The sequence below is a fragment of the Psychrobacter glacincola genome, assembly GCF_904846075.1.
Classification (GTDB): Bacteria; Pseudomonadota; Gammaproteobacteria; order Pseudomonadales; family Moraxellaceae; genus Psychrobacter; species Psychrobacter glacincola_C.
Genome location: NZ_CAJGZH010000002.1, coordinates 1,144,786 through 1,165,273, shown reverse-complemented (window position 1 = coordinate 1,165,273; position 20,488 = coordinate 1,144,786). Strand labels below are relative to the sequence as shown.

General features: G+C 42.2%; 16 protein-coding genes and 1 pseudogene. 9 read left to right on the top strand and 8 right to left on the bottom strand.

Features of this window, described 5'->3' with window-relative positions; translation table 11 throughout:
• Positions 1-277: pseudogene (locus tag JMW85_RS14320) on the bottom strand (exonuclease domain-containing protein); the annotation flags it as partial.
• 171 nt (positions 278-448) lie between these two features.
• Positions 449-1,519: a dihydroorotase gene (gene pyrC / locus JMW85_RS11040; RefSeq protein ID WP_201581772.1), complete on the bottom strand. Its 1,071-nt coding sequence runs from the start codon at positions 1,517-1,519 to the stop codon at positions 449-451.
• Positions 1,520-1,846: 327 nt separating this feature from the next.
• Here pyrC and JMW85_RS11035 point away from each other — a divergent pair, with 327 nt between their 5' ends.
• A complete protein-coding gene (locus JMW85_RS11035) occupies positions 1,847-3,085 on the top strand; it encodes an argininosuccinate synthase (protein WP_060491644.1) in 1,239 nt (412 codons plus the stop codon).
• A 156-nt stretch (positions 3,086-3,241) separates the two neighbouring features.
• Here JMW85_RS11035 and JMW85_RS11030 read toward each other — a convergent pair whose 3' ends face one another.
• A complete protein-coding gene (locus JMW85_RS11030) occupies positions 3,242-4,540 on the bottom strand; it encodes a hypothetical protein (RefSeq protein WP_201560345.1) in 1,299 nt (432 codons plus the stop codon).
• Between the two features lie 146 nt (positions 4,541-4,686).
• Between JMW85_RS11030 and JMW85_RS11025 the strand changes: the two genes are divergently transcribed.
• Both JMW85_RS11025 and JMW85_RS11020 read left to right on the top strand, forming a co-directional pair.
• Positions 4,687-5,226, top strand: coding sequence for a L,D-transpeptidase (locus tag JMW85_RS11025; RefSeq protein WP_201581771.1), 540 nt, complete (start codon positions 4,687-4,689; stop codon positions 5,224-5,226).
• Between the two features lie 214 nt (positions 5,227-5,440).
• On the top strand, positions 5,441-6,055 hold the full coding sequence (locus JMW85_RS11020) for a nitroreductase family protein (RefSeq protein WP_201581770.1): 615 nt from the start codon (positions 5,441-5,443) through the stop codon (positions 6,053-6,055).
• Between the two features lie 94 nt (positions 6,056-6,149).
• On the opposite strand, the gene JMW85_RS11015 is transcribed toward JMW85_RS11020, so the two are convergent.
• Positions 6,150-7,838 (bottom strand): CYTH and CHAD domain-containing protein, encoded by a 1,689-nt coding sequence (locus tag JMW85_RS11015; RefSeq protein WP_201581769.1) that lies wholly within the window; start codon positions 7,836-7,838, stop codon positions 6,150-6,152.
• A gap of 347 nt (positions 7,839-8,185) precedes the next feature.
• Between JMW85_RS11015 and JMW85_RS11010 the strand changes: the two genes are divergently transcribed.
• Positions 8,186-9,328 carry a DUF4349 domain-containing protein gene (locus JMW85_RS11010; protein ID WP_201581768.1) on the top strand — a complete coding sequence of 381 codons (1,143 nt, stop codon included), beginning with the start codon at positions 8,186-8,188 and terminating at the stop codon, positions 9,326-9,328.
• A gap of 137 nt (positions 9,329-9,465) precedes the next feature.
• Here JMW85_RS11010 and JMW85_RS11005 read toward each other — a convergent pair whose 3' ends face one another.
• Positions 9,466-11,052 carry an isocitrate lyase gene (locus JMW85_RS11005; RefSeq protein ID WP_045444527.1) on the bottom strand — a complete coding sequence of 529 codons (1,587 nt, stop codon included), beginning with the start codon at positions 11,050-11,052 and terminating at the stop codon, positions 9,466-9,468.
• Positions 11,053-11,741: 689 nt separating this feature from the next.
• Between JMW85_RS11005 and JMW85_RS11000 the strand changes: the two genes are divergently transcribed.
• Positions 11,742-12,731: a LysR family transcriptional regulator gene (locus JMW85_RS11000; protein WP_045444529.1), complete on the top strand. Its 990-nt coding sequence runs from the start codon at positions 11,742-11,744 to the stop codon at positions 12,729-12,731.
• A gap of 401 nt (positions 12,732-13,132) precedes the next feature.
• Positions 13,133-14,515, top strand: coding sequence for an NAD-dependent succinate-semialdehyde dehydrogenase (locus JMW85_RS10995; protein WP_201581767.1), 1,383 nt, complete (start codon positions 13,133-13,135; stop codon positions 14,513-14,515).
• A 150-nt stretch (positions 14,516-14,665) separates the two neighbouring features.
• Here the strand turns inward: JMW85_RS10995 and purN are convergent, their stop codons facing one another.
• Positions 14,666-15,358 carry a phosphoribosylglycinamide formyltransferase gene (purN, locus tag JMW85_RS10990; RefSeq protein WP_201581766.1) on the bottom strand — a complete coding sequence of 231 codons (693 nt, stop codon included), beginning with the start codon at positions 15,356-15,358 and terminating at the stop codon, positions 14,666-14,668.
• Positions 15,358-16,407, bottom strand: coding sequence for a phosphoribosylformylglycinamidine cyclo-ligase (gene purM, locus JMW85_RS10985; RefSeq protein WP_201581765.1), 1,050 nt, complete (start codon positions 16,405-16,407; stop codon positions 15,358-15,360). The genes purN and purM overlap by 1 nt, the downstream gene beginning before the upstream one ends.
• Before the next feature lie 341 nt (positions 16,408-16,748).
• Between purM and JMW85_RS10980 the strand changes: the two genes are divergently transcribed.
• From JMW85_RS10980 to JMW85_RS10970, 3 genes are all read left to right on the top strand, one after another.
• On the top strand, positions 16,749-17,855 hold the full coding sequence (locus JMW85_RS10980) for an AI-2E family transporter (protein WP_201581764.1): 1,107 nt from the start codon (positions 16,749-16,751) through the stop codon (positions 17,853-17,855).
• Positions 17,856-18,190: 335 nt separating this feature from the next.
• Positions 18,191-18,994 carry a DnaA regulatory inactivator Hda gene (gene hda, locus JMW85_RS10975; protein WP_060491634.1) on the top strand — a complete coding sequence of 268 codons (804 nt, stop codon included), beginning with the start codon at positions 18,191-18,193 and terminating at the stop codon, positions 18,992-18,994.
• Between the two features lie 75 nt (positions 18,995-19,069).
• Positions 19,070-19,759, top strand: a complete 690-nt coding sequence (locus tag JMW85_RS10970) for a DUF2057 family protein (RefSeq protein ID WP_087814453.1) — start codon at positions 19,070-19,072, stop codon at positions 19,757-19,759.
• A 95-nt stretch (positions 19,760-19,854) separates the two neighbouring features.
• Here the strand turns inward: JMW85_RS10970 and JMW85_RS10965 are convergent, their stop codons facing one another.
• Positions 19,855-20,331 carry a Dps family protein gene (locus tag JMW85_RS10965; protein WP_045453127.1) on the bottom strand — a complete coding sequence of 159 codons (477 nt, stop codon included), beginning with the start codon at positions 20,329-20,331 and terminating at the stop codon, positions 19,855-19,857.
• Positions 20,332-20,488 lie beyond the last annotated feature (157 nt).

Here is a 20,488-nt window from a genome sequence, read left to right as displayed (position 1 = left end):
CATTGAATGCTTCCCCAGGATAAAACACGCCTTGCTCATTCAGTAGTACAGGAATGCAGGCAATCTCTAGTAAAGCATCGGTTTGCGCATTAAAGCCAGCAGTTTCCACATCAACGACGACAGGCAGAAACTTACGAAATCGGTCTTTTAGACGCATTGGTACTAGTCCGTCTGCTGCGGTATCTTCTGTGTGACTATTTGACGCGATTTTAAGGCTATTCTCTACAGAGTTTAATGGGTTTTCGTTAGGTAAGGCGGCATCGTTTGGAGTGGTCATATCTGGTTAAATCGCTTTTATCAGTCGTACTGTTATATTGAATTAAGACATTAAATGAAAAATAAATAACCTATGATACAAATCACACCGCTGGTTAGCAGATGTCATTCTTATCATAGGGCTAAACTTCTCAAGTTAAAATAGAATACAGATGGATTTGCTTAGTGCGTTTTATGCTTTGATAGACCAAGGCAGTGTCTCGCCTGCCATAAGTGGGGTCAATGATGAGCCATCAAAGTAAGGATAGGCTGCTGGCACTTGCATAGGCGTATTGACAAGCGTAATCGTGCTGTCATTGACTGGCAGTCCATAGAACTGAGCACCAAAACGACTGGCGAAGCCTTCTAACTTGTCTATTTTCCCCACGCTATCGAAAGCGGTGGCATACAATGGCAAGGCAGTTGCAGCGCTATAGCAGCCAGCACAGCCACAAGCGGCTTCTTTTTTATCCGTCGCATGCGGGGCTGAATCCGTGCCTAAGAAAAACTTGGGATTGCCACTGGTTGCCACGTCTAATAATACTCTTTGATGGCTTTCACGCTTCAAAATAGGCAAGCAATAAAAATGTGGCTTGATACCGCCAACCAATAGATGATTGCGGTTAAACATTAAATGCTGCGGAGTGATAGTGGCGGCAATGTGATTGCCTTGTGCTAAGACAAAGTCTGCCGCATCACTGGTGGTAATATGCTCGACGACAATCTTTAATGTAGGGAATTTGACAATGATTTGCGCCAACACTTCGTCTAAAAAGCGCTTTTCACGGTCAAAGATATCCACATGATCTTGCGTCACTTCGCCATGTATCAATAGTGGTAGGTTGTACTTTTCTAATGCTTCAAAAACATCGACACAGGCGTTAATATTGGTGACGCCATCAGCCGAATTGGTAGTCGCGCCAGCAGGATAAAGCTTGACCGCTTGGACGATACCTGATTGTGCTGCCATCTCGATATCTTGGGCAGTGGTTTTGTCAGTGAGATATAAAGTCATACGTGGATCGAATGCAGTTTTGCGCTCAGCACTCAGCTCACTGGCTACTAAGTGCGCCATGATACGGTCGCGATAGGCGCGCGCATCGTCAGTGTTCTTAACAGGAGGCACTAAGTTTGGCATACATATGACACGGTTAAAGCTGTTTGCTGCGTGCGATACAGTAGTGCTCAATGCTTTGCCATCACGCAAATGGATATGCCAATCGTCTGGCTGAAGGATGGTCAATTCTCTAATCGAATCAGTCATAATGTCGTCGCGCTCTATATCGTCATATACGGAAATAAAAGGAAGGGATACTGTACCGCTATCATAACAGATTTGCCTACTTGACTAAATATGCGGCTAAATATCTGTACATAATACATGGGTTGTTTTTTAATTTGCGGCAGTTAACTGTCACCTACATGTGAATAATTGAAATCTATCGACCCAAAATTTAAATCAAAAGCTTATGCCATGGGGCAGTTGCACTTTTGCCTATAGTAAATATGATGTACACTGAGCAAGTAATTTATCTTTTGATTGAATCTTAGCGCTTTTCTTAACACTAAATGCTCACAATAGGAGTTCTTCATGGCTCAACTTGATCCAAAAAATATTAATAAAATCGTCTTGGCCTATTCAGGTGGTCTTGATACCTCCATCATCGCTAAATGGCTGCAAGAAACCTATGATGCAGAAGTGATTACCTTTACTGCTGATATCGGTCAAGGCGAAGAAGTTGAGCCAGCACGCGCCAAAGCCGAAGCCATGGGCATCAAACATATCCATATCGAAGACTTACGTGAAGAGTTCGCCCGTGATTATGTATTCCCGATGTTCCGAGCCAACGCCATCTATGAAGGCGAGTATCTGCTAGGGACTTCTATCGCCCGTCCGTTAATCGCCAAGCGCTTGGTTGAGATTGCTAAAGAACACAATGCCGATGCGATCAGTCATGGCGCTACTGGTAAAGGGAATGACCAAGTCCGTTTTGAGCTTGGCGCCGTTGCTTTATCGCCTGATGTGGTCACTATTGCCCCTTGGCGTGAGTGGGACTTGTCTAGCCGTGAGAGCTTGATGGAATATGCCAAAGAGCATAACATTGCGATTGATTATGCGGGCAATAAGAAAAAATCTCCGTACTCAATGGACGCCAACTTATTACACATCTCTTATGAAGGCGGTATTTTAGAAGACCCTTACGCCGAAGCAGAAGATGATATGTGGCGCTGGTCAGTGAGCCCAGAAGAAGCGCCTGACGAAGCACAATACTTAGAATTAGAATACGAAAAAGGCGACATCGTTGCCATCGATGGTGAAGCACTTAAGCCGTATGAAGTCATGATTAAGTTAAATGAGATTGGCGGTCAGCATGGTATTGGACGTTTGGATATCGTAGAAAACCGTTATGTTGGTATGAAATCACGCGGATGCTATGAGACGCCAGCGGGTACCATTATGCTAAAAGCGCATCGCGGTATTGAGTCATTGACGCTCGATCGTGAAGCGGCGCATCTAAAAGATGAGCTGATGCCACGCTACGCCAAAACTATCTACAATGGTTATTGGTTCAGTCCTGAGCGTATGATGTTACAAGCATTGATTGACAAGTCACAAGAATATGTCAATGGCACAGTACGTGTGAAGTTATACAAAGGTGCTGTGAGCGTTGTTGGTCGTAAGTCAGATGATTCGTTGTTTGACGAAAAAATCGCGACTTTTGAAGATGATGCGGGTGCTTACGATCAAAAAGATGCAGAAGGTTTCATCCGTCTAAATGGTCTACGTTTGGCTATCGAAGCCAGTCGTGGTCGTGATTTATCGAAGTAAGCCGGTCTTAATAGACTGTGCTAGATAAAGCATGAATAAAAAATATGAATAGAAAAAGGCGCTATACGAATAGCGCCTTTTTTTTGTGGATTTTTTAAAGGTTTGTTCGATGATTTTTTGCTAATTAAGAAGTTCTGTATTCAGAGCTTTTATTTATCATTGAGCCGCTTTTGTTTCTTTATCATCAGGCTCCTCATCGTCAACCATGACAATAGCCACATCCTGCTGCTGACGTTCTTCGATAACATCTTGTTCTATGACTTCTTCTGTCGCCAGTAACACACCGTCAGATTTTTGGCTTTGATACTTGAGCGTTGCAAGCCCGCCAAGCACCCCGATCACAGCAATAATAATCAGGATAACCGGATTTTTCCAGAGGGGTATTGATGCCTCGTATTCAATGGGCTTTTCGCTGGTGGTGGTCGGCGTATTATCGTTATTACCACCAATTAAACCCAAGCTTACCAAAGGTGGTTTGGGTGCGCTGGCAGGTTCGGAGGTAATACGTAGGCGATTACGACTGAGATAGATATCTGAGATTTTGGCGAGCTGTAATAGCCAGCGTTGGTGTGGCAAGGCAATGGCTTGCATTTCTGTAAAGACTAGCATATCGTTATGGCGACCTTGCTGCAAGTTATCAGGTGAGCGTCCAATGGCTTTTAAATAATTGCCAGTTGCCAACTGCATATCTTGCACAGGCTGTTGATTTTCAGGCTTGAATGTCGTCAATTCATGCCAGTAAGGATTGAACGCTGGTGGGGTGTCAGCGAGCTGTTCTGTACTTAATAAGGCACGTTCTGTATTAGGATGTTTTTCGGATTCGGCTGCTGATTTTGTTTTTAATGTCGAGTCTAAATTGATCTCTGATGCTGCGACTAGACTGTTATCTTCATTTACCTCATTCAATTTAACAGAGACAGACGCTGGCTCATTGATGGCAAAGCGAGCAGCTGATAAAAACTGTGGCTGTAAAGCGAACCACTTATCCATCTCGTCGTTATCAAGTTGGCTATAGTCGGCTAAAATAGCCAGTTCACGTAAGACAATCACGCATAAGGACGTGAGGAGTATCTGTACTTGCTGCGTTGTTGCGTCAATTTGCTGAGCAATATAGTCACTCGCTTTAATCACGCGAGCATTATCATAAAATATCGCATCCGCCGCTTCATGGCGATGATATAACGTCGCATTCATGGTCGAAAAATTCATCGAATTATATTGGCGTAGCTCTTTAACAGCGCCGCGACTAAATAGCTTTTTGCTCACAGCTTGTCCGTCATTGTGCTGCTGGTAAGCAAGCAAGGCACTGATAATGGCCTGCAAACTGGCATCCATTGCCAATCGAGCTTGTGGTAATGAAAGCTTGGCGGCATCGGCCAATAAAGATACCATTGGCTTGGTATCTTGATAGAGAAAATCATACATCGACACACGTGTCGGTGAAATAGTCGTCATAATCTGCTAGCATCAAAAAGTGTGCCCCTATATTACGGTGCCAAAAGCCTTGATACAATCCCTTAATAATAGAAAAAATCAATCCACTTACTTATCACGCGGTCAATAATGATATCTATTGGGTAAATGACCGTCGGAAATATTCTATGAAGAATAACGAAAGCTATAACGAGAAAAATAACGAAAGTTCTGATGTGCAGTTGTTGGTTAATATTGCTAAGCAAACATTAACGCTCTACCAGCATAATAGAGAATTGGCTCAATATACGGTGTCTACTGCTAAAAATGGCATTGGTAGTCAACAAGATAGCGGCTGCACACCTCTTGGCAAACACTTTATCGCCAAAAAAATTGGCGCAAATGAACCCATAAATGCCGTATTCATTGGACGCGTCCCTACGGGCGAGAGATATAGTGCTGAGCTTGGTGAACGACATCCTGAACGCGATTGGATATTAGGCCGTATTCTTTGGCTAAGTGGTGTGGAAGAGGGCTTTAATAAAGGCAGTAATAGTCAAGGTGGCTGTGATACTTATCAGCGTTATATTTATATTCATGGTACGCCAGACAGTGAGCCGATGGGTGTGCCACTCTCGCACGGCTGCGTACGTATGCGTAATAAGGATATTATTGAATTGTTCGACCAAATTGCAGAGGGCATATCGGTGACGATTGTTGCTCATTAACCATTCTTAGCCCATTTAGGTACTTTCGTTCAGGCTCAGGACATGCCCTGAGTAAAACAGAATAACTTCATAGAGTAATTGATAAATAAAACTTTATAGAGTCTAGATATTATTTAGCATATTGCTATAATAGCTTTCTTATGAATGATCAACTTGCCATGCCTAGTCTGGCTCGTTTGACCTATATTTTATGATAACTATAAGGATAATATCGATGTCTAAAGAAAGCCTAGTTACTTTACAACAAGCTTTTGATAAACGCCGTTCAATATATGCATTGGGCAACGAGCTACCAGTAGAGCCACAAGCGATTGCCAATATGGCAGAGCGTGTTTTATTGCATACGCCTTCTGCTTTTAATTCACAATCTTCGCGTCTGGTCGTACTGTTTGGTGCCGAACACCAGAAATTATGGGACATCGCTGAAGAAAAACTGCGTGCAGCCGTCGGCGATGGCGACTTTTCTGGGACTAAGCAAAAGTTAGATGGCTTCCGTGCGGCAGCGGGTACAGTGCTGTTTTATGAAGATAAAAACGTAACTGAGTCATTGCAAGAGCAGTTTGCGTTATATGCAGATAGATTTCCAGTTTGGGCTCAGCAAACCTCAGCCATGCATCAGTATGCGATGTGGACAGAGCTACGTACTCTAAATGTTGGTGCCAACCTACAGCACTACAATCCGCTTGTGGATGAAGATGCCGCTAAGGCTTATGCTATCCCAGATAGTTGGGAATTGGTGGCACAAATGCCATTTGGCAACATTGTTGCGCCTGCTGGCGAGAAAACGTATCAGCCAGTTAGTGAGCGTATGAAAGTGTTAGGTTTATAAAAGTGCTAAGTTTATAAAAAAGACAGCTCATATAAAATGAGCTGTCTTTTTTATCCTAGGCTTGGCTTGGTTCATGATGATATTAGTATTTTTACTAAAATATCGAGCTATCTATTACTTTAGCCAAGCGTTTTTCGCTGCGCTTATGATCTCTTGTTAGCATGGCGGCAAACCAACCAGCGCCATATAGGGCATTGCTATCTGTCTCTGATTTCAACTGATAGCGCTGTTGGTACATTTTATGATTATGATATTTATTCAAAGTCTTTTGCGCTTTTGCTAAGTATTTTAGCCAGCGTTTACTTTCCTTCTTGGCTTTTTTCTTTTTTGACTTTTTCTTATCTAATAATGGCGTAGCAAACTCACTGATATAAAGTAAGGTGGTTAACTGCTCATGCAGCTCGTGCTCTGCATTATTATCGTCTAGATCAATATTTTCTATATCGTCACTTTTTGAATCTACGTTTTCTAAGTCACTATCGTCTAAGTCAACACTTTGTAAATCATCATCTTTTAAATCATTGCTTTCTATATTAATGTTATCTGAGCCAACGTCTTTTTTACTCTGTAGCTCTTGTACTGCCTTGCCAAGCTTTGCCTGCTGTTTGGATAAGGTTTTTGCCAGTTTATCGACGGCGAGTTGATCAGCTTGCGGTTCAAGGCTTGGGTCGCTCATGGTAAAGGCGATCAGCTCAAGTAAGGTCAGCTGAAAATCGTTGGCACTGATGGCATCTTTCGGAGTAATCTTCAGCGCATCCATATCTGTTGCCCAATCGACTGTAGGTGCACCTTGCTGTTGTAAATTAGGCTCTATATGTGAGGCAAGATGGGCAAGCTCTCGATATTCATTCAATAACATGGCTGTTGGTTTTAGTATCGGCAGCCAGTCTGGATTGATTTCGTCAGAATAGCTGGCAAATGCTTGTAGGGCAGCTTGTAAGCGGGTAATACCAATGTATAGTTGTAATGCATGGTCGTCGTCTTCGCTGCCAGCGACGATAGCGCTGCTATTGGGCAGTATTTGCAACAGACAGTTATGTACCGCTGCGCGCACAAAAGCAGGCATGCTGATTTTTTTATCGATATTTAGCTGATCAAGGTCAGCGTGGACAGCTGGACTATGCTGCTGTTCTGTGATGAGTAAACCACCGCGCTCAGCCTTGGTCACCGTAGACAAACAAAGCTTGTAGCGCTTACACCAAGTTTTGGCGGTTGCAAATAAAAAATCGATATCTCCTGATATTAGCTCAAACTCAATCTCTTGAATAGCATCACGCTGAGTATCATCATTACCGTGAATAATTTCTCCATAATCGTACGCCATCTCGACATGGTTATTTGCATCACCATCACTACCACTATCACCCACTAGCAATCGTGTGGTGCGCTCTACATCGGTCACATATAACCGTGTGAGATTTTTAGCCAGTTTTTTTAGCTTAAATTCAGCCAGGGCAGGGGCGACAGAGGTGTTTTTATAAATGGTTAAATCAGGCATGAGCGTATTATTATCGAGCATCGCTTGTACTTGTTCATTATCCAGTACCGCATTATGCTCTAAGCGTGCTGCAATGCCATCGCCGCCCGCTTTGATGGTCTGTACCCAAGCATTGCCTTCTTTACGGATACGCAAGCCAATGCCTGCCTCTGCAAGCTGTTGGTCTGGAGTATCATAATAATGGGCAGCCAGTTGCGTCACCTCAGAAGACTTGACTCGTGCTTGGCGCATCAAACCTTTCAGTCGCGACTCTGGTACCAAAAACTTTAGCTCTATCTCTTGCATGATGGCTCCCGATTATTTTAATAAATTTGAATGACTACCATCGTATGAAAGCTATCAGCGAATAACAAGCAAAATTTTTTCTATAAATAATCTGAGCCAATATTAGAGATATACTTTTAGTAAGTAATCATTATAATTAACGTAAATTATTAAACAAAAGTAGGATAAAGGTGGTTGGCTTTATAATAGAAGCTAAAATATTTTTATCCAATATATTTACCATATCTCATAAAATGCCGGATTATAAAATAATGACGCGATGCAATCAAAAGAAGTATGACACTCAGCAATCTCATGCAATCTTACTGCCTAAAGCCTTGTTTCCATCAGTTTTATGTCTACCAATAATGCTTGGGTCTGTGTTATTGATAGGCGGCTGCGATAGCTCTTCTGAATATGCAGAGAGTAGTGCTGATATGGAGTCAGTTCAGTCTGCAACGGAGGAGGTTGCTGATAGTGAGATGGCTGGCATCATGTCCGATGTGGCAGCTAATAATGCCTCTAACGGTAATGATTTAGAGGTTGCAAACCTATCGAGCACTAGTGAACAGACCCTTGGTAGTCAGGCAGCAGACATTAAAATTGCTGGCAAAGCGCTATTGATAACTGCCAGTGCTGATTTTAAAGTTGAAGATGTCGTCAAAACTAGTGATGCTATTGAGAGTTTGACACGGCAACAGGCTGGTTATGTGGCACTTAGCAATATTAGCAATCATCCACGTGATAGTCGAACCTTTGTACAAGGCAATAAAAATATCACGCTTACAACCTACACTCGTCAAGCTGACATGACGGTTCGTATTCCTCGCGCCAATGTCAGTAAGTTCCTAGCGCAATTACAACAGCAAGTCGCATTTTTAAATGGGCAGCAGTTTAGTGCTCAAGATGTGACATTAGATATTTATCGTGAACAGCTAGCGAGCCAGCTAAATAGTGATATGGCAAGCGAGCTTAGCCAAGAACGCCTCAATAGTAAAAATGATAAAGACCAAGGCAGCAATGTTGATGCTATTACCGCGACTTATGCGGCACGTCGTCAGCAAGAGCTTGCCAAGCTTGAGCAACTGGCTATTGCTGATAAAGTTCAATATAGCACCATTAACCTGACCTTTATGCAGCCAGATATCAGTTATAAAGAAACCACACAAAATCTGGATGTGCTATTAGATGCTGAGCAACCAAGTTTTAGTAGTCAAGTGAGTCAAGCATTTAAAGATGGCTGGGAGATACTTAGATCAGTAGCGCTTGGATTGATACAACTGTGGTGGTTGCTTGTACTTGGCGGTATTTTTTATCTAATTTACAGAATGATAAAGTCAATCTATCGTAAATTTTTTAAACATGATCCCCGTATAAAAAATATGAAGCGTGAGCTGATGGGTGAAAATCCAAAAAGTCACGATTCACTCGGTATACAGAGCAGTCAGGTAGAGGATTATAGCAATAATATGAAAGAGACTGATAGTAAGGATAATAAGCACTCAAATTAAGAATTAACAAGCTCACAATGCTCAAAATCTTACAATAATAGAGTGCAAATAAGCAGACATAAAAAAGCCGCCCTACAAGATAGGACGGCTTTCTTTATAACTGGTGCTTACGAGATGTACTTATAAGTGGTCGGTGATTAGAACTGGTTCATTGTGTTCTTGCCGCCGCCAGCTTTAAGGGCGTTTTCACCTGAGAAAATCTCTTTGTGATCATCACCAAGGTCAGAACCAGCCATTGCTTGGTGTTTCACACAAGCGATGCCTTCACGGATTTCTTTACGTTGTACGCCAGCAGCATAAGCAAGCATACCATCTTCACCGAAGTAGCCTTTAGCAAGCTCATGCACGCTAAGCGCAGTGGTGTGATAAGTAGGTAGCGTGATTAAGTGATGGAACACACCTGCTTCACGTGATGCATCACGTTGGAAGTTTCTAGCCGCTTCGTCAGCTGCTGTATCAAGTTCAGTACCATCGTAATCAGCACTCATCAAGTCATCTTTATTGTAGGCAGATAGGTCTTTGCCTTCTTCTTCCCACTGAGCGATGATTTGCTTACGGAAGTTCAGTGTCCAGTTGAATGATGGGCTGTTATTGTATACAAGCTTGGCTTTTGGCTGTTGCTCTTTAATACGATCAACCATCATTTTGATGTGTGCGACGTCTGGAGTCGGTGTTTCGATCCATAGTAGATCAGCGCCATTTTCTAGAGCCGTTACACAGTCAAGTACGACACGGTCGATGTTCGTTTCTTCACGGAATTGATATAGACCATTTTGAAGACGAACTGGACGTACTAGTTTGCCGTTATGCTTAAGCAAGCTGTCGTTCTCTTTGGCGTTTTCTAGCGTGACTTCTTCCATCTCGATAAAATCGATGTACTGAGAAGCAAGGTCGCCTGGCTCATTTGATACTGGGATTTTTTGCGTGAGTGACGCGCCTTCAGAGTCAGTACGAGCAACGATAACGCCGTCTTCAACACCAAGCTCTAAGAATGCATAACGAATAGCGTTGATTTTTGCGATATAGTCTTCATGCGGTACAGTGACTTTACCCGCTTGGTGACCACATTGCTTAGCGTCAGATACTTGGTTTTCAACCTGAATAGCACAAGCACCAGCTTCGATCATTTGCTTAGTTAGCAAGTAAGTGGCTTCTTCGTTACCGAAACCTGCATCGATGTCAGCAATGATTGGCACAACATGTGAGTCAAAGTTTTCGATTTTTTCTAGGATGGCTGAGGTATCTTGACCCGCTTCTTCTGCAGCATTTAGCTCACGGAAGTAGTCGTTCAATACTTTAGCATCAGCTTGACGCAAGAAGGTATAGATTTCTTCAATTAGCTTAGGTACAGAGGTTTTTTCGTGCATAGATTGGTCAGGAAGAGGACCAAACTCAGAGCGAAGGGCTGCAACCATCCAACCTGATAGGTAGATGTAAGTTTTAGACGTAGTACCGAAATATTTTTTCTTAGCGTACATGGTTTGTTGAGCCACAAAACCATGCCATGCACCTAAAGACTGCGTGTACTGAGACGTATCATTGTCATAGTCTTCCATGTCTTGACGCATGATTTTTGCAGTATATTTGGCGATATCTAAGCCCGTTTTAAAACGGTTTTGTGACATCATACGTGCCGCATCGGTTTCGCTGATATTCTGCCAGTTACCGTGCTTTTGCTTTAATTCACGTACTAAGTCGATCGCTGATTTATATGCAGTTGACATCTATGTCTCCTTGGGGTGGTGAAAATTAGTAACTTAGAAAATTACAAGTATTGAGGTAATTTTGATATATGTAGAAAGATGCTGGCAGAAGTAAAAATCTAAAATATAAACCTTGTGCGTTAGCAATCTCTACTAAACTATAAGAAAATTATGATAAAAGCAAATAAAACCTGTCGAATTGGTCAGCTTTTATTATTAGGTCTTTCGTTTTAGGTTGAATGCGCTTTTTTATAAGTCTTTTTAACTGTTAAAGTGCTTATTGCCCTAAAAAGTGCCAACTACTCATTCAAGCTTAAAAACAAATGAGAGCAAAAAATTAAGTTTGCGTAATAAATGTTATGTCCGTATTTCCGCATGAAAATGCGATAAAATACCTGTGGTAGTCAATCCATCAAAACGCACGGCGACAGCCTAACATTAAACAAGGACTAATTAAGTGCTTGCTAGCCACTATAGCTAGGTTGCCTTGATTTATCTAGTTTATGATTATTATCTTGGGTATTTAATTTTATGATAGTATATATAAAACAATGACTTATAATGAATGATTTCAGTTATAATAAGCGTATATCAAAATAATTAATATAAAATTGTCCTTATTTCATGCTGTTATAGATGATTTATACTAAATAACAGGGCAAAAAACGCCGCGTTTGTAGTGGTATTTATTTTAAGGTAAAGAGACATATATGAATTTGCAGCGGGTAGATTTAAATTTATTGGTACATCTAGATGTGTTGTTACGAGAAAAAAACGTCACTCGTGCAGCTGAGCAGCTTGGCATTACCCAACCTGCGATGAGTAATATTTTGCGCCGGCTGCGTAAGCTATTTAATGATCCGTTGCTGGTACGCTCATCCGAAGGCATGACGCCGACTGAACGCGCTTTGGAGTTACAGCCTCGTATCCGTGAAATACTGGCAGATTTGACACAAGTATTAGAGCCACGTACTGAGTTTCGCCCTTATAGTACCTCGCGCGTTTTTCGTATCATGACCTCAGACTATGCTGAAGCGACATTGGTACCAAAATTGGTCAAAGCATTGCGCTCAGAGGCACCAAATGTCATCTTGGATTTCCTAACGCCATCGGACGTCTCATATCGTGATATGGAGCAGGGGCGAGTGGATTTGGCGATCAACCGCTTTAATGAAATTCCGCAAAGTTTCCACCAAGTTTTGGTCTGGCGTGATACCTTTAGCTGCCTATTGTCCTCTGACAGTCCCTATGCTCATCGCTTTAATCTCAAAAATTATCTTAAGGCGCAGCACGTTTGGGTCTCTAAAACTGGTATGGGTGTGGGATTTGGTGTCAATCCAGAAAAATCTGGTGGCCTAGGTTCAATTGATCAAGCACTGCAACGTTTAGGTCAAAAACGTCAAATCAGTGTTTTTACCCGCCACTATCAAATGCCAGCCATGCTTGCAGCCAATAAAGATTTGGTTGCAACTTTGCCTACGCGTGTGGCAAAAATGCAGGCTAATAACGACAGTATCATGATGGTCGAGCCACCATTTTTTATCCCTGAATTTGAGCTAACAATGGCGTGGTCGCCTTTGTTACAGCATCATCCCGCTCATCGTTGGTTGCGTCAGCTTATCATGCATGTGGCTCGTCAAATTGTTGATGAAGAAGAAAATCCACCCCAAGAAATTCCTGTAATGAATCATTTGTTTTAAGCCATTTATTTTTGGTTATCAATTGCCTATTTATTAAACCAGCTCAAGCGCTGGTTTTTTATTGGCGTAATTTTACTGAAAAATCTCGTCCAAGATTTTGACCTAATAAATCGGACAGTCACATTCTTAACATCTTACGAACACTTCTTTATAACTTGTAAAACTACTCGTTGTACATTTTGCTATGATAAATCCCACTTAAGAAAAAACACAAATACATAGCCTATTGTTAAGTTATACGACAGTATTGGATTTCATAAAATCGTTGATGAAGTTGTTCAATTTAACCAGATGCGTTTATAAAAATGACTATTCTTGGTTTATGTGTTTCTAAGTTTTCAGATGTTTAAGCGATCAATTTTTAAATCAATAAAATAGTTTAATAAATAAGGATAACAATCATGGCAGATATTACTACTATAAATCCAGCAACGGGTGAAGCGATCAAAGAATACAATTACATGAGTAATGATGAGGTGAACAATATTGTTGAATCCTCGCACCAAGCATTTACTGAGTGGCGTAAAACCAGCCATGAAGCGCGCGCAAAAGTTATCAATTCTATCGGTGAGACATTGGTCAAGTACAAAGAAGAGTTGTCTAAACTCATGACTGAGGAGCGTGGTAAGCTCTATAGTCAGAGTTTGCAAGAAATAGATTTGTGTAAAGCAATTTGTGACTATACAGCAGAAAAAGGGGTGGCTGCACTTGCTGACGATGAGCGTGATATTGAAGGCTTGAAAAAAGGTATTGTGACCTATCAGCCTATCGGTGTCATCTATGGCATGCAGCCATGGAACTTTCCTGCTTACCAAGTATTCCGTTATACCATCGCAAATTTGATGGCAGGTAATAGTATTTTACTCAAGCACGCGTCAAACGTGACTGGTTCAGGCTTGTTAATCGAAAAAATCTTCCATGAGTCAGAGTTACCAAACGATTTGTTCCGTACGATTTTAATCGATCACGACCAATCAGAAGCATTAATCGGTCATGACAAAGTGCGCGGTGTCACACTGACAGGTAGCGACGGCGCTGGTAGCATTGTGGGTCAGCAAGCAGCAAAAGCCATTAAAAAGGTGGTGCTAGAATTAGGCTCAAACGATGCCTTTATTGTCTTAGAAGATGCTGATGTAGAGTTAGCGGTAGAAACTTGTACCCAAGCGCGTCTCATTAATAATGGTGAAACTTGTGTCGCCGCTAAGCGCTTTATCGTCGTTGATAGCTTATACGATGATTTCCGTGAACGCATTGTCAAAAAATTTGCAGATGCTAAATCTGGTGATCCGATGGATGATGCCTCTGATCTTGGTCCATTAGCCCGCAAAGATTTACAAGAAAAATTGCATGAGCAAGTAGAAGACAGTGTGGCAAAAGGCGCAACGATTGCTGTTGGTGGTCAATTGCCAGAAGGTAAAGGCAGTTTTTATCCAGCAACTATCTTGGAGAATGTCGAAAAAGGCCAACCTGCCTATGATGACGAATTATTTGGTCCTGTCGCCTCATTAATACGAGCCAAAGACCAAGATGATGCATTACGCATTGCCAATGACAGTCGCTACGGTTTGGGCGGTGCCATCTTCTCTAAAGACGAAGACAAAGCCATTCGCCTAGCGCGTGAAGAGTTTGATACGGGCATGGTCTACATCAATGGTTACGGTCTTGCAAATCCAGCGTTGCCATTTGGTGGAGTGAAAAACTCAGGTCATGGTCGCGAGCATGGCGGTTTTGGTATCAAAGAATTTGTAAATATTAAAGGGCTACATGTTCATAAAAGTCAATAATAGCTGACGTCTTCGGGATTAATATGCTTTAGAAGATTTTAAAGGTAGCTATTAGAAAGCCCAGTCATTCATTGAGTGACTGGGCTTTTTTATGCGAAGAGTTTAAGTTTGACAGTTGGTGCCTGATAATTTGTGACTGTCGCTGTTTACTCAGTCGTTCAAATATAGTTTTAACGGTAGCGTTGGTAAAGACATACTTTGTTGATTGGCTGCTTGAGCATGGTCTAGCGAGAGTGCGCCTTCGGCCAATAATAAAATCGTCCAAGGGAGCAATTGATGCTCAAGCTTTTGCACGCGTGCTTGCAAGCTATCGGCAGTGTCTCTTTGATGTATCTCTAACAGCGCTTGGGTCAAAACAGTACCCGCGTCGAGCTCAGCGGTGACGACATGAATACTACAGCCATGATGTCGCTCACCTGCTTGTATCGCACGCTGGTGGGTATCGAGGCCTTTATAGATAGGTAGTAAAGAGGGGTGCAGATTAATCATCGGCGTTGGTGCATTATCGATAAAATCTGCACTCAAGACACGCATAAAACCAGCTAATACAATGAGATCTGGTTGCCATAAGGCTAGTTGGCTGCTGGCATGAGTCTCAAAAGTCTTGATTCCCATGCGTTTGCCGCTAGCAACATGTGACAATATTGCCACAGGAATGTCAGCGTCTTTTGCACGGGTGATGGCATAAGCATCCTCACGGTTACTAATGACGCCAACAATCTCAATCGGCAGTGCGCCAGCTTGCATGGCATCGATTAATACTTGCAAGTTGCTACCACTACCAGAGACCAAGACAGCAATGCGCAAAGGCTTGTTGGCGTAACTGGTGTTATTGGCTAGCATTAACGGTACACCACTGCATCCGCTTCGCGCTTCACCATTTCGCCTAGCTGCCATGCTTTTTCGCCAGCATCATTCAATGTATTGATAGCCGCTTCAGCTTTATCTTTAGGCACGACAATGACAAAACCAACGCCGCAGTTAAAGGTGCGGTACATCTCGCTTTGCTCGATATTTCCTTGGGTTTGTAACCAAGTGAATAGCTCTGAGAACTGCCAGCTAGTTGTATCAATGCTAGCAGCTAAATTCTCTGGTAATACACGTGGTAAATTATCGGTTAAGCCGCCACCGGTGATGTGTGACATTGCATGTAATGCTGAGCTACCAAGAGTATCTTGTAGCGCTTTAATCGCTTTAACATAGATGCGAGTAGGAGCCATTAACGCGTCTTGGATAGGCTGACCATCTAATTGCTCATCGCTGCTCGTCATATCAATGCCGCTGACTTCGAGGACTTTACGTACCAATGAATAACCGTTTGAGTGTGCACCACTTGAGGCAAGAGCGATCAATACATCGCCTTCCGCGACGTTTTCGCCAGTGATGACTTCTGCTTCTTCGACCACACCGACACAAAAGCCTGCCAAGTCATAATCGTCGTCTTGATACATACCTGGCATCTCAGCCGTCTCACCGCCGATCAGCGCACAATTTGATAGCTTACAGCCTTCGCCAATACCTGTGACCACAGTCGCTGCTACATCAATATCAAGCTTGCCAGTCGCATAGTAATCTAAGAAAAATAATGGCTCTGCACCGCAAACCAATAAATCGTTGACGCACATGGCGACCAAGTCAATGCCGATAGTGTCATGACGATTCAGCTGTAATGCCAGCTTGAGCTTAGTACCGACGCCGTCAGTGCCCGACACGAGTAGAGGAGAGGTGTAACCAGTTGGTATACGACAAAGCGCTCCAAAGCCGCCAAGTCCGCCCACAACCTCAGGACGAGAGGTGGCTTTTGCCACTGATTTAATACGTTGTACCAACGCATCGCCAGCATCAATATCAACACCAGCATCTTTGTAGCTTAAAGAAGGCTTGTTACTCATGGTCATCTCACAAATTTTATAGGGAATGAAGGTCTGTCAGTAGAAAATCGAGTTGGTCGTGTTAATTCTGAATATAGTGCGCGCATTATACCCAAAAATGACCCTTACTCGCAAAGCAACTTGCGGATATTTGGCGGATATTTCACGAAGACTGACTTTAAGTGGTAAATAAAAAGTTAAGAAACAAAAAATGACGGATTTTTTGCTGTACTCTGCGATAATGGAACGCTAAATTTATTGTCGATAACAGTTCGCTATTATACTTTTGTTGTACGATAAGACGTATCATTTCTTTCAATTATACCTCCATCTTAAATCAGCCTATCATAGGATTCCTTGTCATGATGAACCAACCAATAGATCCTTTTTTTCGGCGCTTATTTATTGTCGTTGCGATGGTGGTGGGTATAATATTACTGTATTTGATGATGCCAGTCATTATACCGTTTGTCTTTGCTTTCGTACTGGCTTACTTGTTCAATCCGCTGGTCAAACGCTTATCGAAGTATATCAAACGCTGGATGGCGATTATCATTGTCTACTCCACCATCACTTTAGGAATGGTGCTACTGCTTTGGTGGTTGATACCGACCTTGTGGCATCAGTTGCAAGCGGCGTGGGAGTATCTGCCTAAGGTCTTAACTTGGTATAATGAAGTCGTACGTGAATGGTTCGTTAACAACAGTCGTATCAATCTGCCAGAGTTGGAGTCTAAAGGGTTTTCTGAGACATTGGTTGAATACATGCAGACCAATTATAAGTTTGAAGATGCCAGTACCATGATGAACCAAATATTGGTGTCGAGCATGAACTTTATCAATAATGCTGGACTCATTGTGCTAGTGCCGATTCTTACCTTTTATTTTTTGTTCAATTGGGATCAGCGTCTGCAGATATGGAAGCTGGCAATTCCCGCTGCGTATAGCAAAAAAGTCATTCAGATTGCTCGAGAGTGTGACCTTGCATTGATGGCATTTATCAAAGGTCAGCTATTGGTAATGGTATTATTGGGTGCTATTTATGCGGTGCAATTACAGCTTATTGGGCTTGAGCTTGGGCTTATTATTGGTATGGTTGCCGGTATTGCCAGCTTTGTTCCTTATTTGGGTTTTGGCATTGGTTTTATCGCTGCCATTATCGCATGCCTGTTCCAGTTTGGGCTAAATTGGACGTATTTGTCGCTGATTGTCGGAGCGTTTTTAGTTGGGCAAGCCGCAGAAGGTTATATTCTACAGCCGTTACTATTGGGTGATAAGATAGGTCTATCGCCGCTTTGGGTGATTTTTGCAGTATTGGCAGGCGCAAGCTTATTGGGTTTCGTTGGTATGCTAATTGCTTTGCCAGTGTCTGCCGTGCTTAATGTACTGTTTCGCCATTTATACATCTACTATCGTTCGACTGATTTTTATAAGGGTCGTAAGCAATTGGCTTTGTTTGAGAAGAGATAAGTATTTTATCGTTAGAGTAACGAGGTCATCATAATTGGATAGTAAAATTGATGACGGATAATAAATAGTGATTGATAAGGCTTAATAGGTAAAAGACTTGTCAGTCATTTTGCAAATATGTTATATATAGGCGCAGTATTGACAGTATCAGCCGTTATCCAGTTGGTCGTTAACAAGATGACTTTTGATTAGGTTATTCTCAGATATATTCCTGATTAAAACAACGAGATGCTAACGCAGCAAGTTTATATCAGGTAGTATAAGAGTACCTCGAAGACAGTTATTAATAATTTATCCTTTTATTTATTGCATTACGCAAAACGAGTTGATGATTCATGGCAGAAGCACAGCTAAGTCTCAATCTGGACATTAAGCATGATGCAAGTCTAAGTGACTTCGCCGGTCCTGGTTGGATGTCGATTATTGATGCAGTGCGGCAACTACATGTCGGCCTGATCGGTCAGCTGTACCTATTTGGCAGTCCTGCTACGGGCAAGTCGCACTTATTATCCGCTATCTGTGAGTCATTTATTGAGATGGACAAGTCAGCGATTTGTTTGTCACTCAATGAATTGATTCATACCGATGTGCACGTCCTCTCCTCTCTAGAAAACTTCGATCTAATCGCGATCGATGATCTAGAGGTGCTGGAGCAAAGCAGTCAATGGCAAGAAGCCTTATTTCATTTGATTAATCGCAGTCGTGAAGGTCAGCGTCAATTGTTGTTTGCAGCCAATAAGCCTGCTGGTGATTTGCCCTTTCAATTGAGGGATTTGCTGACTCGTTTGGCACAAGCACCTACGTTTAAAGTACCCAATGGTCATGACTTAGCTGACCGTCAGGCGTTATTACAATCTATCTTGCGTCGACGTGGTTGGCAGTTTGATGATCGAATTATTGATTATTTGCTTACTGAAGGACCACATCGCATCGGTGCGATGATGGAAGTACTCAATTATATTCAGCCGATGTTTTCGAACCTTGGGCGTAGCAATATATCCAAAGCCGTCATCACTGACGCATTGCGTACCATTGATGAGCAGACACTAGCAGCAGAGCTTGCTGATATTGCGCAAGAGACACAAGTAGATAATGATTCAGCGGAACAAGATCAACATACGATGCCACTCGATTTTTAGCATTAAAAACTAAAGTCTTTTATCCAAAGCGCTTTTACTATTGCCAAAACGTTTTCACTATTAATGGAATCACTTATGAAATCCAATGCTTCTTTGCTAAAAAAACTGACCATCAGCACGTTGCTTATTGGTGCAGGCTCTGTCTCTATGCTGTCGCATGCTGAAGTAACGCTACTGGTTGATGACCATATCAAAGTCACGGCTATCAATGGGCAAGAAGTGCAGCAGAGCGCTTTTCAACCATTGACTAAAAAGTTTACGCTTCAGCCGGGTCAACATGCGATTACTGCGAAGTATGATCGCTTATATGACTTGCGCCGTGATGAGCATGACTATTTACGTTCGGGTAATGTGAGCGTGACGGCAGAATTGGCGGACAATCAAACCTATCGTCTGACCATGCCGAATCAGCCAGAAGAGTATGCAGCAGCTAAAGAATATGCCAAACGTCCGATACTGGCAGTAGAGAAAAACAATACTGTGGTTGCAAGTCAGCAAGGTATCGCTGGTAATCAAGGTGGATTGTTGTCAGGTTTAGGCAAGGCGTTCGGCGGTGTGTTTGGCGGGGCAGATGATGCAGAGCTACAGAATCAGCGTGCGATTGCCGCATTAGATCAACCAAGTGTGAATACGGGTACGGTAGCGACTACTAAGCAAACCACTAGCGTGAATTCATCTGCTAATACCTTAGATCAATTTATGCAAATTTGGTTACAAGCCACGCCTGCTGAGCGCGAAAAAATGCGTCAATGGATGCAAAAGTAAGGTTTCATTAGCAACAGCAAGCACAAAAAAAGCACCTAAAGTAGGTGCTTTTTTATGATCTAGATTTTAGTGATGTACTGTTTTTTTAGCAATGATTAACCCAAAAAGGCGTTATACATCCAGATGAGCTTTTCTTGCTCTTGTACATAGGCATCTACGAGGTCAGCTGTCCCTTGATCTTCACTGTCTGCTGCTAGAGCAGATACTTTACGCTGCTCTGTAATTAAAGCTTGTAAACCAGTTACCACACCTTTCACACAAGCATTGCCATCTTTGACATTTTTATCTTCTTGAATGCTAGTATGCTGAGTAAAATCGCTATAAGCATGCAGCGGTGTGCCGCCCAAAGTTAAGATACGCTCAGCAATTTCATCAATTTGTAACTGTAGCGCGGTATACAGTTCTTCAAACTTTGGATGCAAAGTGAAAAAATGCTCACCTTTTACATTCCAGTGATAGCCACGGACGTTTAAATAAAAGACGTGATAAGTTGACAATAAATTGTTTAGTTGTGCAATGACTTCGCTCATGTCAGCTTTTTCTAGACCGATTTGATTAGTAGCGTTACTCATAATATTATCCTTATAGTTTGAGTGTTGAGATAAAACATTAAGTGAAGAAGATGAGAAGTGTAGCAACTCGTGTGCTGCATTACTATGCTCTTTAATATATTAACGCTTTTCAGCCTTAAAAAGTAACAATCTTAGAAAATAGTATGATAAAACTGCC

Bases quoted from the DNA above. Each gene is read 5' to 3' on its own strand.
- hda (WP_060491634.1), top strand. From the start codon at position 18,191: ATGGCAGAAGCACAGCTAAGTCTCAATCTGGACATTAAGCATGATGCA.
- JMW85_RS10965 (WP_045453127.1), bottom strand. From the start codon at position 20,331: ATGAGTAACGCTACTAATCAAATCGGTCTAGAAAAAGCTGACATGAGC.
- JMW85_RS11000 (WP_045444529.1), top strand. From the start codon at position 11,742: ATGAATTTGCAGCGGGTAGATTTAAATTTATTGGTACATCTAGATGTG.
- JMW85_RS11020 (WP_201581770.1), top strand. From the start codon at position 5,441: ATGTCTAAAGAAAGCCTAGTTACTTTACAACAAGCTTTTGATAAACGC.
- JMW85_RS11030 (WP_201560345.1), bottom strand. From the start codon at position 4,540: ATGACGACTATTTCACCGACACGTGTGTCGATGTATGATTTTCTCTAT.
- JMW85_RS11010 (WP_201581768.1), top strand. From the start codon at position 8,186: ATGCTTGGGTCTGTGTTATTGATAGGCGGCTGCGATAGCTCTTCTGAA.
- JMW85_RS11025 (WP_201581771.1), top strand. From the start codon at position 4,687: ATGAAGAATAACGAAAGCTATAACGAGAAAAATAACGAAAGTTCTGAT.
- purM (WP_201581765.1), bottom strand. From the start codon at position 16,407: ATGAGTAACAAGCCTTCTTTAAGCTACAAAGATGCTGGTGTTGATATT.
- JMW85_RS11005 (WP_045444527.1), bottom strand. From the start codon at position 11,052: ATGTCAACTGCATATAAATCAGCGATCGACTTAGTACGTGAATTAAAG.
- pyrC (WP_201581772.1), bottom strand. From the start codon at position 1,519: ATGACTGATTCGATTAGAGAATTGACCATCCTTCAGCCAGACGATTGG.
- purN (WP_201581766.1), bottom strand. From the start codon at position 15,358: ATGCTAGCCAATAACACCAGTTACGCCAACAAGCCTTTGCGCATTGCT.
- JMW85_RS11035 (WP_060491644.1), top strand. From the start codon at position 1,847: ATGGCTCAACTTGATCCAAAAAATATTAATAAAATCGTCTTGGCCTAT.
- JMW85_RS10980 (WP_201581764.1), top strand. From the start codon at position 16,749: ATGATGAACCAACCAATAGATCCTTTTTTTCGGCGCTTATTTATTGTC.
- JMW85_RS10995 (WP_201581767.1), top strand. From the start codon at position 13,133: ATGGCAGATATTACTACTATAAATCCAGCAACGGGTGAAGCGATCAAA.
- JMW85_RS11015 (WP_201581769.1), bottom strand. From the start codon at position 7,838: ATGCAAGAGATAGAGCTAAAGTTTTTGGTACCAGAGTCGCGACTGAAA.
- JMW85_RS10970 (WP_087814453.1), top strand. From the start codon at position 19,070: ATGAAATCCAATGCTTCTTTGCTAAAAAAACTGACCATCAGCACGTTG.